Source organism: Tamlana sp. 2_MG-2023 (genome assembly GCF_030548465.1).
Classification (GTDB): domain Bacteria; phylum Bacteroidota; class Bacteroidia; order Flavobacteriales; family Flavobacteriaceae; genus Pseudotamlana.
Genome location: NZ_JAUOSF010000001.1, coordinates 287,117 through 300,292, shown reverse-complemented (window position 1 = coordinate 300,292; position 13,176 = coordinate 287,117). Strand labels below are relative to the sequence as shown.

13 protein-coding genes are annotated in these 13,176 nt (G+C 36.9%); all 13 read right to left on the bottom strand.

Translation table 11 applies throughout. The features are described 5' to 3' along the window. Nucleotides 1-25: 25 nt before the first annotated feature. Nucleotides 26-1,132 (bottom strand): ABC transporter permease, encoded by a 1,107-nt coding sequence (locus Q4566_RS01445; RefSeq protein WP_303417519.1) that lies wholly within the window; start codon nucleotides 1,130-1,132, stop codon nucleotides 26-28. 79 nt (nucleotides 1,133-1,211) lie between these two features. Then, nucleotides 1,212-2,606, bottom strand: a complete 1,395-nt coding sequence (locus Q4566_RS01440; RefSeq protein ID WP_303417517.1) for a CmpA/NrtA family ABC transporter substrate-binding protein — start codon at nucleotides 2,604-2,606, stop codon at nucleotides 1,212-1,214. A gap of 546 nt (nucleotides 2,607-3,152) precedes the next feature. Beyond that, on the bottom strand, nucleotides 3,153-3,860 hold the full coding sequence (locus tag Q4566_RS01435; protein ID WP_303417515.1) for a cytochrome c3 family protein: 708 nt from the start codon (nucleotides 3,858-3,860) through the stop codon (nucleotides 3,153-3,155). An 18-nt stretch (nucleotides 3,861-3,878) separates the two neighbouring features. Further along, nucleotides 3,879-4,907, bottom strand: coding sequence for a ferredoxin--NADP reductase (locus tag Q4566_RS01430; RefSeq protein ID WP_303417513.1), 1,029 nt, complete (start codon nucleotides 4,905-4,907; stop codon nucleotides 3,879-3,881). Nucleotides 4,908-4,914: 7 nt separating this feature from the next. Beyond that, a complete protein-coding gene (locus Q4566_RS01425; protein ID WP_303417512.1) occupies nucleotides 4,915-5,280 on the bottom strand; it encodes a hypothetical protein in 366 nt (121 codons plus the stop codon). A gap of 217 nt (nucleotides 5,281-5,497) precedes the next feature. Continuing rightward, nucleotides 5,498-6,313, bottom strand: coding sequence for a DUF3365 domain-containing protein (locus Q4566_RS01420; protein WP_303417510.1), 816 nt, complete (start codon nucleotides 6,311-6,313; stop codon nucleotides 5,498-5,500). Nucleotides 6,314-6,329: 16 nt separating this feature from the next. Further along, nucleotides 6,330-6,743, bottom strand: coding sequence for a globin family protein (locus Q4566_RS01415; protein WP_303417508.1), 414 nt, complete (start codon nucleotides 6,741-6,743; stop codon nucleotides 6,330-6,332). A gap of 191 nt (nucleotides 6,744-6,934) precedes the next feature. Continuing rightward, a complete protein-coding gene (locus Q4566_RS01410) occupies nucleotides 6,935-7,684 on the bottom strand; it encodes a Crp/Fnr family transcriptional regulator (RefSeq protein ID WP_303417506.1) in 750 nt (249 codons plus the stop codon). 142 nt (nucleotides 7,685-7,826) lie between these two features. Continuing rightward, a complete protein-coding gene (gene dsrP, locus Q4566_RS01405; protein ID WP_303417503.1) occupies nucleotides 7,827-9,050 on the bottom strand; it encodes a sulfate reduction electron transfer complex DsrMKJOP subunit DsrP in 1,224 nt (407 codons plus the stop codon). Nucleotides 9,051-9,410: 360 nt separating this feature from the next. Continuing rightward, on the bottom strand, nucleotides 9,411-10,556 hold the full coding sequence (locus Q4566_RS01400; RefSeq protein ID WP_303417502.1) for a 4Fe-4S dicluster domain-containing protein: 1,146 nt from the start codon (nucleotides 10,554-10,556) through the stop codon (nucleotides 9,411-9,413). Between the two features lie 33 nt (nucleotides 10,557-10,589). Next, nucleotides 10,590-11,198 (bottom strand): cytochrome c3 family protein, encoded by a 609-nt coding sequence (locus Q4566_RS01395; RefSeq protein ID WP_303417500.1) that lies wholly within the window; start codon nucleotides 11,196-11,198, stop codon nucleotides 10,590-10,592. A 7-nt stretch (nucleotides 11,199-11,205) separates the two neighbouring features. Next, on the bottom strand, nucleotides 11,206-11,904 hold the full coding sequence (locus Q4566_RS01390) for a nitrate reductase cytochrome c-type subunit (protein WP_303417498.1): 699 nt from the start codon (nucleotides 11,902-11,904) through the stop codon (nucleotides 11,206-11,208). A 2-nt stretch (nucleotides 11,905-11,906) separates the two neighbouring features. Beyond that, nucleotides 11,907-13,163, bottom strand: coding sequence for a molybdopterin-dependent oxidoreductase (locus Q4566_RS17050; RefSeq protein WP_368506586.1), 1,257 nt, complete (start codon nucleotides 13,161-13,163; stop codon nucleotides 11,907-11,909). Between the last annotated feature and the right edge of the window lie 13 nt (nucleotides 13,164-13,176).

Here is a 13,176-nt window from a genome sequence, read left to right as displayed (position 1 = left end):
TTACTGATTAAAAATTTCAACTCAATTATATCGCATCTGATTTATTAAACGATACCCAGTTTTGAATGGTAAGCATGATGCGATCTAATAAGAATCCGATGATACCGATAACAAACATGGCTACGATAATTTTTGAATTTGAATCGTTGGCTCCGTTTTGAAATTCCTCCCAAACAAACAACCCTAAACCTGGACTCTGTGCTAATAATTCAATGGCAATTAAAACCATCCATGCTACTGATAACGTAATCTTTAAACCTGTAAATATTAATGGTAAAGACGAGGGCAAGATCACTTTAAAAACTTTTTGCATCGGTCCTAATTTCAAGACTTTGGCCACGTTGATATAATCTTTATCTACTGAGGCTACACCCATAGCTGTATTTACTAAAGTTGCCCACATCGAACAGAATCCAACACTAATAAAGGAGATAATGAACGAGCTATCTTCGGTAGAATCAATTAAAATGGTTTTTACAATCATGAACACTAACAAGTACCAAACTACAGGCGATACAGGCTTAAAAATTTGAATAAACCAGTTGAAAGCACTTTTTAACGTCGGACTTAATCCTATAAATATTCCTATTGGTATTGCTATAATTAAGGCTAATAAAAATCCTGCGAATACCGTTTTTAAACTCATCACGATTTGATCGATAAAAGAAGGTCTACCTGTATAAGTAATCGGGTCTTTACCCGCAGCAATACGTTTTTCGTTTAAAGCCGCTGTTTTTTCAATAAACGCTGCTTTATCAGCTCTAATAATGTTGTGATCTCTAATTAAAGACTGGTAAGAATCCCAAACTTGACCAGGAGATGGTAAAGTGTTTGGCTGGCAGCTAATATCTCCAGAAGCGATACATGTGCGCATAGCCTCAGCAGCTTCTGGCCCTTGATCAACTAACGCCGTTTGAATTTTATAATTAGCTTCTCTTTCATATAAGGCTCTTGACCCCAATTGCCACAGTCCGATAAATAAAAGAATAGAAGCAAGCGGTACAACTACTTTACGTAAAAATTTTACAAAATCTTCTTTCTCTAACTTCCCCGTGAATAGATCCTTTAAGGTGGTTAAAAAACCGAATCCCATAAATTTGGATACTTTTTCTAATGTTATACTTTGCTTCATAACTCTTATTTATTTGATTAGTGATTATCTAATAAGGAACTTCTTAACTCCTAAACTTCTATGCTTCTTAATTTTTTAATTACTGTACTGCTTCGTCTTTGTTTCCTATCTTGAAACTGTTGATGTATGATATTGGATCTTTACCATCATAAGTAGTTCCGTCTATAAAGTCTGCTGTTGCTGGCTTGTAACCGTCTGTTGTTGGAATATCTCCTGCAGGAATGTTTCCTTCTTCTACTAAAAGCTTAGCCGCTTTAGTCCAGATATCTGGTCTGTAAATATCTTTGATCGTTTCAGCATACCAATTTGCTGGTTTCGCTTCAGGAATTTGTCCCCATCTACGCATTTGCGTTAAGAACCAAATACCATCTGAATAGAAAGGATAGGTTGCGTTGTATTTGTAGAATACGTTGAAATCTGCCATATCACGCTTATCACCTTTTTCAAATTCGAATGTTCCTGTCATAGAGTTTGCAATTACTGCTTCATCAGCTCCAACATATTGAGACATTGATAAGATTTTCACTGCTTCTGCTCTATTTCCTGGCTCATCTAACCATTTTCCCGCTCTAATTAAGGCTTTTGTAACAGCGATAGCTGTATTAGGATTTTCTTCAACAAACTTCTCAGTCATTACAAACACTTTCTCTGGGTTGTTTTTCCAGATGTCTAAGTTGGTTACTACAGGTACGCCAATACCTTTAAAAACAGCTTGTTGATTCCATGGCTCACCTACACAATATCCGTGAATTGTTCCTGCTTCAAGGGTCGCTGGCATTTGTGGCGGAGGCGTAACAGATAGTAAAACATCAGCATCAATTTGTCCTTGAACATTATCAGCTGTATACATACCAGGATTAATTCCTGCAGCAGCTAACCAATATCTAATTTCGTAGTTGTGTGTAGATACTGGAAATACCATACCCATTTTAAAAGGTTTCCCTGAATTTTTATATTCTGTAATTACTGGCTTTAAAGCATCGGCCTTAATTGGATGAACGGGTTTTCCATCAGATCCATTTGGTACGTTAGGCTTCATTTTTGACCAAACATCGTTTGAAACTGTAATCGCGTTTCCGTTTAAGTCCATTGAAAAAGCTGTTACTAATTTTGCTTGTCTTCCAAAACCTGCACCTGCTGCAATTGGCTGACCGGCTAACATGTGTGAACCATCTAACTGACCATCAATGACACGGTCTAATACGTTTTTCCAGTTTGATTGTGCTTCCACAGAAACAAATAAACCTTCATCCTCAAAAAATCCTTTTTCCTTAGCAATTGCTAAAGGCGCCATATCTGTTAATTTGATAAAACCAAAAGTTAATTGTGGTTTTTCTATTTCTAATGATTTTGTTTTTGAAGTTTCAGGAACTACATTTTCAGCTATAGTTTCCTTTTTTTCTTTATTACCACAAGAAAACAGCAATGCCGCTACTGGTAAGATTAAAGTTGATTTTTTGAATAGTGATTTCATGTTGTTTGATTTTGATTAAACTAAGTATTAATACTTATACATGGCAAATATATAAGTAGTACTGCTTTTAACTTATGGATATAACCATAAACAAACCTCTTTTTAAACCACATTAAAACATGCCATAAAACATATTTTAAACATAAAACACTAATAAACAGTATTGTAAATTAAATTCAACATACTTAATTGCCATCCTCACCACATACGTAGAACACTTAGTTTTTAAAATTTTAATCCGTTTTTTAAGTATTTTTTTCAATAAAATATCTAAACAAAGACTCTTGAAACGAATAAAATACGTAGTTATCTTAAAAACAGTCTCAATTACACATGCGGCATTAGCAAATCATTACAAAAACAATTCAACTATTTTACTTTCACATGACACACTTAACCTTCATTCAATAAAAATCATCACACCTAACACATATAGTTTTAAGCAAACGAATTATTAGTCCATAAAAAAACCAGCCTTTAATTTATAAAGACTGGTTAATAACCTTGTTTTGAACACAAAGCTCTAATTCATTTTAGCAACAAGATTTACTTATCTAAACTTTCAAGCCAAGCTTCCTGAGAAAGTGCCTTATATTTTTTATGATCTCCATAAGGGTCTTTTCCACCATCAAAATAGGCCTTAATGTATTTCATAGGTATGGTATCTTTTAACTTTTCAGGTACATCATACTTATGATTTCCATGAAAATCATGACATTGAATACAAGTATTCCAGGCTTCTTGAGCAATTAATTTTTGATGAGAAACATCTAAAGGGTCATCTTCTACCTCTAAATCTTGATGACAGTTCATGCAATAATTAATATTCGCTACCGAAACACGCTCGTTGCCATGTTCGGAATGACAAGTGATACAAGTTGTCGCATCAATATGTGTAATCGCTTCCTTAAATCGAGGTTCAGAAAACCGATACGTCGGATGCCTATCGTTAGCACGGTCGTGACATTGTAAACAGTTATCTACTGTAACATCTTGCGTCCCAAATTCAACACCATGTTCTCTAGCGCCTACAGCATGAGAGATATTAGACTGTACTTGTTGCAATAAGTTTCCTTTAGCATCGGCGTGACAAGCAAAACAGTTAAGTTCCTGGTGCCCGGTATTCATTGGACCAATAGACACATACGACTCTGTAGAGTCTAAAGTTAAAATATAAAACAATGCCCCGCCCAGCACCAAACCAATGATACTTCCTAAAACTTGTCTTTTTCGTAACGGACTTACTTTAAACATTTAATTACAGACTTTAATTTATAATTCAATTACTACTTTTTCAGACACAGGATAACTCACACAGGTTAAAATTGCACCACTTGCCACCTCACTTTCAGGCAACAAATGCCCTTCAACCATTTGAACTTCGCCTTCCACGCATTGTGCTTTACAAGTGGAACACATGCCGGAGCGGCATGAATATGGAATAACGATATTCTTAGACATGGCTTGCTGCAGAATAGACTGATCTCCCCTAACTTTTAACTCATGGGTTTTACCATCATGTTTTAAACTCACTTCACAGAGCAAATTTTTCCCTGAAACTTTTACCGTAGGACTTTTAAATACCTCTAATTTTATTTTTTCTCGAGTTACACCATTTACATAGAGTATCTCTTTAATTTTTTCCATATAACCAGAGGGACCACAAATCATATATTCATGATTTTCATAACTCAAACCATGTTTAGAAAAAAGCGCATCTATTAGCACCGTTGTAGCTAAGCCTGTATGGTAATTACCCCCACCTTGAGCATTAAAAGATATAATATGTTCTACAGCAAATTTTTCAGGATAAGAAGCCTCTAAAACTTTAATTTCTTCATGAAAAATTATAGAACCCATGTTTTGATTGGCGTAGATTAATAGCACTTTAGAATTTTTCTCCTGAGTAAGTATGGATTTTACAATAGAAAACATAGGGGTTATACCGCTACCGCCTGCAAACAACACATACTGCTTTTTAGCTTTAGCATCTGGCTCAACACAGAACGTACCAGCTGGAGGACCGACTTCAATTTTATCGCCTGCACTTAAAAAATCGTGTACATAATTTGAAATTAAACCTTCCTCGACGCGCTTGATGGTTATTTTCAAGTCCTTATCGGTATAAGGGTTGCTACTAAAAGAATATGCACGATTATGTTTGACGCCTTCAATTGGAATCTTTATGGTTAAAAACTGCCCCGGCTTGTACTTTAACTTCCTAAAAAAGTTTCCGTTTTTAAAACAAATACTTACCGCATCGTCTGTTTCTTTAATTATATCTTTTATTAATAGCTTCATTCTTCATTTATTTATAATAAAACACCATAACCACATGAAACAACAGCAATATACTCACCATCATAGACAGAGCGACATGAGTTATCATCCAGCCTTTAAACCAAGCATCACTACGACTCTTAATCACATCTAGATTGAGGTAACCTAGCAAGGTATTTGAGAAAAACACATATGAAAGCAGCAATAAATAACCGTAACCTAATGCCAAACTATGGAAGTAAAAAAACAACGGACTTATTGCGCCTAACCACTTGTGAATGATTTGCATGGTCATCGCGTGTTTACGCCATTTTACAACCGTCCGCGTTAGCGTAAGCATCCATTGAAAGCAAATAAACAGCGCCAAAACCAAGCCAGACCAGCGTTTATACATTTGGTCCTGCTGCAATAACTCCAGCCATTCCCATGAAAGTCCTAAAAAGTATTGCAGAAAGTAAGCGCAAAGCAACAGCAATCCCAATACCGTGGATTTATTCGTACTTAATACCATAAATAGTTATGATTGTTTGTTTGTTGTCATTGAAAAACACAACCTTTTAATTTTATAATAAAACCTTACGGAAGGCTGCGTTAATCTTATTGATTTCTTTTTACTCAGAAGTTACTACCAAATGCTTCACCGTTTCGTATGAAGACAGCTTTTTCACGCTATCTAAAAACACTTCAGCTGAAGGCAAATAGAAGCCTTCTTCTGGCCATTTATCACCTATCTCTGGTTTTTCACTTGATTTAAAATTTTCAATTTCATCTAAGTATTCCATGTAAACATCTACTGTCCCTTTAGCATAAGAACTCAGTACATCCACCGTTTCCTTATAGGTTAAAGAGTCTTTTGGGTATTGCCAAGTTGTGGCTCCCATGACATCACCTAATTTCCAATCAGATTTGGTCGTTTGCGGGTGCTTATTGTGACAGGTTACGCAGGCATCTGCACTGGCTAAATCTGCAAACATGGCCGTATGCAATTTCTGGTCTTCATCAAAGAAAAACTGCGGTTTGTGGTCTTTTTTAATTTGAGTAAAAAGTTCGGCTTGTTTGCCTTCAAACTTATTCGCGGCGTTCACCGGAAAATCAGAACCCAAATACAAGCCTAAAGGCACTGGGCTCTTTCTAAGGCTCGTTGCGACACCACGTAAAAATAATGCTGGTAAGGGCCCCGCTTCTACGTCGTCTTTTCTCCAATCTTCATCAAACTTCATCCCTTGAATTTTTCCTTTACCAACAATGGCTTTGGTGTATAGAGTTCTAGTTACATCATTTTCTTTAGAGACCATTTCTAACACCTCTTCTACCGAAAAAGCATTTTCAACAGTAGCCGTATCCGCTTTATCTTCCGGTACACCCCCGCAAGAATGTAACATACAAATACTCGTTCCTAATAAAATGGTTTTTAATAGTATTCTCATAATTACTTAGTTTTAATTAATATGCAGCTTCAATCATCACACTTGACATGGTTCCATAAACCTCAGCCCAAGCGTCTTTAACTTCAGGTGTAAAATCATCACCCAAGCCTGCGGCAAGCGTACCCAATAATGCAGCACCTACAGTCTCGTAATGTGAAGGCTCTACCTTATAGGCTACATGGCGCTTACCTAAATCTTTTAAAACTGGAATTAATGCATCTAAATTATTAAGGCCAGCAACGGCCGCTCCAAGCATAGTCATTAACTTATTACCTTGAGTTTTCATCGCATCATCGTCGCTAGGAAACAAAGGCTTTAATTTAGGATCGAGTTCGAATAGTTTTGTATAGAATATTTCTGCGGCAGCAGGTGCTATAGGTTTTACTTTTTCAAAAGAGTCTTGTACAAGAGTAACTGTTTTTGCTTCCATAAATTATAAATGTTTTAGGTTTGATTAGGTTTTTAATAAGTATTAATACTTACCTAAAACAAATGTAAAATGTATATGGCTAACCAATTATGAAATAAAGCAGACTTAAAGAAGCTTTTATTCCATATTAAAACATGTTAAAACGCAGAAGTTAAAAAAAGAGCAAAAAAAAAGGGTCTAAGCCCAAAACATTAAATATCTAGAAAATAATTATGGTCGTTAATCTCTTGTTTGAGCAAGCGCACATCTGGAATTCCAATTTTTTTCCCTTTTGCTGAAATAAGATTTTCCTTTTTTAGAGCTGAAAAAATGCGAATCACCTGTTCTTCCGTAGTTCCTGCATAATCTGCATATTCCTTACGGCTTAAAGGTAATTTTAAGAAACCATTTAAATCACCAAACTTGCGATGTAAATATAGTAAGGTATCAATAACACGTTCGCGCACCGTCATTTGAGAAATAGACTTGACTTTATTTTCACTTCTATTGAGTTCATTAGCATAAAACAACATCATATTATAAGCAAACTGCGGATTTTCAAGTAAGGCTTCCTGAAGTTCGTCTTTTGAAAAATAACACAATACCGTATCCTGTAACGCAATGGCTCCAATAGAATAATACTCTTCGGTACCAAAACCACGATGCCCGATAATCTCACCTTCTTTAGCAAAACGAACAATTTGCTCTCTTCCGTTAATTCCCGTTCTAAATACTTTAACGGTTCCTTTAAGTATAAAAAAGAGTCCATTTACAGGAGCGCCCTCCATAATAAACTGCTGTCCTTTTTTACATTTTAAAGTGTTTTTGCTTTTTACGAAAGTAGAATCTAATGCCGTAGACAAACTGCTTTTTATTAAACAGTTTTGATTTAGGCAAGCTTCACAAGACACATCGTTTAACGATTTGTTTCTTGAATTGGAATGTAAAGCTGATAAAGGCATAAAAGTGATATCTTTTTCAAAATTAAGTAATAATACTTAGTTTTAAAAACTATTACTTATTTTTAGGAGTCTAATAAAAAACACCAATTGAAATTATTCAATTGATGTTTTGCAGCCTTTATATTCAGAAATCAGGAAGAGACTAAGCTTCCTTCTTGTATCTCAAATTACCTAATTCGATACCTATGGCTGTTTTAGCAAGTATCGTAAACACAAAAGCACCCATAGCCCAAATACCTAGAGTCACGCCTATTTCTATACCTGTAGGTGTGTATTCAACAATTTTACCATAAGGCCCTGGAATAAAACCAGGCACAATTAATCCGAAACCTTTTTCAATCCAAATAGCCACAAACAAGAGGAAACAACAAAAGAAAAGCACTCTAAAATTATTTCTTAATTTATGAAAGGTTAACAACACAGTAGCCAATACATTCATAGGAATAGCCGTCCAAATCCATGGTAGTAAAGCATCCTTTCCGTGTAAACCAAAATACAAATAATAAGCACTTTCACTGTGATGCGTGGGCGCATAAAACTCTTTGAATAACTCTGAAACTAACATAATTAAGTTAATTTGTGCGGCTACAGTAACTACCATAGCGATTTTTCTAAGGGTTTTATCTTGAACCTTAAATTCGGTAAAGTTTCTAATAATAGCTAAAACTAATATGATTAACGCGGGACCGGCAGCAAATGCAGAAGCCAGGAAACGCGGACCTAATAAGGCATTATTCCAAAACGGACGCGCCTGTAAACCTTGATACAAAAAGGCGGTAACCAAGTGAATACCAACTGCCCAAAACACCGATAGAATAGCTCCAGGAACATAAACACTAGACTTCGCTTCTTTACCTTGATAATGTCTAAAAAGTATATACAACGGAATGGTTATATTCAAAAACAGATAACCATTAAGCACTAAAACATCCCAAGTTAGCATGGAATTGGGAAAATTAAACACCCCTATTCCAGGCAACATGTGCCATAACACCGAAGGACCACCCATATCAGCTACCACAAAGGCTAAACACATGAGTAAGGCCGCCACTGCGAGCCCTTCACCTATTAAAACAGCTTGTTTAAAATCTACATCATGCAAAACATAGGTGGGCATAACAAGCATTACGGCAGCCGCTGCAACCCCAACTAAAAATGTGAAATTAGAGATATAAAGTCCCCAACTCACACGATCGGTCATTCCAGTAACACTTAAACCTTCATTCAATTGAATGGAATAACAATACATTCCCACCAACATGATAAAAGTTAACGCACCCATCCAAATATGATACCTCAAAGAACCGCGCGTTATCGTAGCTAAACTGTCCTTAACCAAACTTCTAAAAACTTTAAATGTACTCATGTTGTAAATTATTCTTTTTATTTTGGATGATCTATTTTATACTTTTTGTGCGTTACCACAAGGGTCGGGCTTTACGTTGCAATCTTTTTAAAACCGATGTCTTTAAAACTTTACAGACATCATACTATTCTTAAACTTCTGAACTTCCACACATACTTTCTCGCCTTTTAAAAAGGATTTCCACTACAATCCCTAACGCCGGTACCGTATGACTGTTTAATCGTTTATTTGTTTATTCATTTAACCGATCTACCTTTTCAACGTTTCAACTCAACTATTCCTAGTTGAAGTTTATTATTTTATCCGGTTCGCCCGATTAAACATTTCAACGATTAAACGCATAAACAATTCAACAACATTCTAATCCATAAAATACCAGAACTTAGGCTCTGTACCTAAATCTTCCTTCAGTCTAAATACTTTCTTATTCTCTAAAACCCACCTAATCGTACTTTTAGGGTCTAATAAATTCCCAAAAATTCGTGCACCTGTTGGGCAAGCTTCAACGCAAGCAGGATTTTTACCCGCTCTTGAACGCTGCACGCAGAACGTACATTTTTCCATTACCCCTTTCTTACGCATGCGGTTTCCTAAGTAATGCTGGTTGTGATTAATTTCCTTTTCAGGAACTTCAGGTTTACTCCAATTAAAGCGTCGGCCATCATAAGGACAAGCCGCCATACAATAACGACAGCCTACGCACCAATCATAATCAACTACTACGAGGCCATCATCTTCACGCCAGGTCGCTTGCACCGGACAAACCTCAACACAAGGTGGATTATCACAATGAAAACACTGGGTTCCCATGTAAAAATGACCTTCCGCAGGGACTTCATGGTAATAATTATCATCAGCTTCATTGAAATTAAAACCTTGGCCGTCTTTCATCTCATGAATTCTAATGTATTGCATTTCAGAATTGCGGTCTTGGTTATTCTCCTCAACACAAGCATTCACGCAATCCATATAACCTTGACACTTCGAAATATTAAAAGCATAACCAAACAAGACATCTTCCTCTGCATTTTGCGAAGACATACTTAAATTTTTCCCTGTTCTTAATTCGTAAGAGCGCATTAAACGATCAACCGTAGCACCTTTTTCATCATCAGACATCAATTTATAGTTCCCCTTAAATTGTTCTTCCCAATCTATTTGCGCTTTTTCTTTACTTTCATCACCACCAATTACACTACATGATGTACTCACAGCTCCTGCTCCAATAAGTAAACTCGCTGTTAATTTCTTAAACGCCGTACGCCTGTCCATTTTCACATCAAAAACCTGATCGAAGCCATCCTTTTTGGTTTCTTCGCCTATAGAAGCATTGATAGCCGCTTCAGCAAACTCGGCATCGGTCATTTGATACCCATCAGAATCAACGGTATCAGGCTTAGCGTGCGAACCACAACCACCCGAGGTTTTTCCGCAGCCACAAGACCCAGACCCCGAAGGTGTTTCGTTATTTCTACCAAAATTTAAAGAAAACCACTTTTTACTCATGCCTTAAATGTTTTAAAATCTTCGTACTATTTTCTATTTTCTTTCTTCTTCTGTAACCGTGTTAAATCGTGCCGGCCATCTCGACTCAAAGCCTGGTTGGTGTGGATTATGACAGTTCACACAAGTCATTGCCGCTCGTGGCGGCGCCCAGCCCCCAATACGTTTACCATGTGCCCCACCTTTCCAATCTTCAAATTGTTTGCTATGACACTGGCTACACAATTGATAACTCTTATTAAAATCTATATCATTGCCTGTCAAGCTTTTTAATTCGTTCATGTTATTGGGGTTATGGCAAGTCACACAATTCATAGCATTTTCATTGGCGTGTACCAATTTCATATCCCAATGTGCCTTCTGCACCCCTTCAGTATGCATATCACTTAATGGTTTCGAATGACATTCGGTGCAAGCATAGGATCTGATTTCACTTTTTCGTTCCGGAATTAAAAACGTATGACCACCTTCGGTGATTTCAATCATTTTCATGTCCTCTAAATATTTTTCAGACGAAATAGAAGTCCCTTGATAATTTTCACCCTCAGCATTAATCTTTTCAATAACGCCATGGTACTCGCCTTCTCCATGTTTGCATGAAAAAAAACTTATCAAGATAATAAAGCCATAAATTATTCTATTCATAATATATCTATTGCACTTCATTGGTATGCATTCTTTTAAAAGTTCCTATATCGGTCATTTCCTTATTATTAGGCACATGACATTGACGGCAATTAATACGTTCAGGATGTGTTACCCTAATTTCCTTTGGCGCAGCAGGTCCCGCATGGCAGGCCAAACAATTTTCATGCAATTGAATTTGATGCGGAATAATTGGCGGACTCGTTAAAAGGGCATTGTTCACACCTGCTTCTGGCGCTTTCATCTTCTTGAAATTGTTAGCTACAAACAATTTATCGGTTTGTTCTGGCACGTGACATTGTCTACAGTTTACAAGCTCCGGATGAGGCGTTACTGGTGCATAAGCACTAAACTTATCTACAAAGCCACCATTTTGATGACATTTTAAACACACATTCTCCCCCATACTACGCTCATTAGCCACAGGATGCGGAATACTTGGCGGTGCACCATGAAACGCTCTATTATCATAGTACGTATCTAAAGACCTCTGGTGCGCTTCATCAATTGGCATATTGCCATAATCCCAAGCATATTCAGCACGTTTAAAAACACCAGACTCCGATGGAATTGCGGAAATATGTTCATTAGTTTCAAGTGGAATATAGGCTTCCTCAAGTCCTTCTTGATAACTATAACCCCAAATAAGAATGAAAGCTATAAAAAGCACTACAAAAAACGATATGATACCCATTCTCTTTTTCATCCTTATACTTTTTCAACTTTAACAGCACATTTTTTATAATCGGGTTCTTTAGAAATCGGACAAAAAGCATCTAAGGTCACATCATTAATTAGCATATTTTCATCAAAGAAAGGCACAAAAACCTGCCCTTTAGTTGGTAAACCTCTTTCGTTAATTGATGCAGGCAACACACAAGACCCTCGTCTTGAAGTTACTTTTATCTTTTCCCCATTTACAATTCCTAAACTTACCGCATCATCAGGATGAAATTCCACATAAGCATGTGGCATCGCTTTATGAAGCACCGGAATTCTTCGCGTCATAGACCCAGTATGCCAATGTTCTATCACACGTCCTGTATTTAGCCAGAATGGATATTCGGCATCAGGAACTTCGGGAGCAGGCTCGTAAGGACGTTGCCAAATTACAGCCCGACCATCTGGTTTTCCGTAAAAATGAAAGGCTTTATCGTTAGTACATGCTGGATCATATTTTGCATTAAAACGCCATTGCGTAGATTTCCCATTCACATAAGGCCAAATAACACCAGACTCCTTTTTAAGAACCTCTAAAGGCGCCATACCATGTTTTGCCCCTTCATGAAATTGGCGGTACTCGTTAAAAATTTCTTCCACGTGATTTTCTCTAGAATATGGAAATAATTCACCATAACCCATGCGTTTGGCTACTTCAATAAACATCCAGGCATCTGGCATGGTATCTCCTGGTCCTTCAACCATTTGTTGCCAATACTGGGTTCTACGTTCGGAATTTCCGTATAATCCACCTTTTTCGATATGCCAAGATGCAGGTAATATCACGTCAGCCACATCAGAAGTTGGCGTAGGAAACACATCTGAAACCACCACAAAACAAGAATCTTTTTGCATTCCCGGACGGTAACGACTTGTTTTAGGCAAGGATACTAATGGGTTCGTAGCTTGTGTCCATATAAATTTTATATCACCACGATCTACTGCTCGAAACATTTCGGTAGCGTGATAAGTTGGTTTAGAAGGAATACGCTCCACGGGTACTTTCCATATTTTAGCCGCCATTTCACGATCCTTAGCGTTTGTTACAACACCGTGAGGTAATTTATGCGTAAAAGTCCCAACTTCCCTAGCTGTTCCGCAAGCAGACGGTTGTCCCGTTAAAGAAAATGGTCCGTTACCAGGTTGCGAAATCTTACCAGTTAATAGGTGAATATTATAAACTAAATTGTTAATCCAAGTTCCTCGTGTATGCTGATTCATACCCATACACCAATACGAAACCACTTTTGTGTTTGGG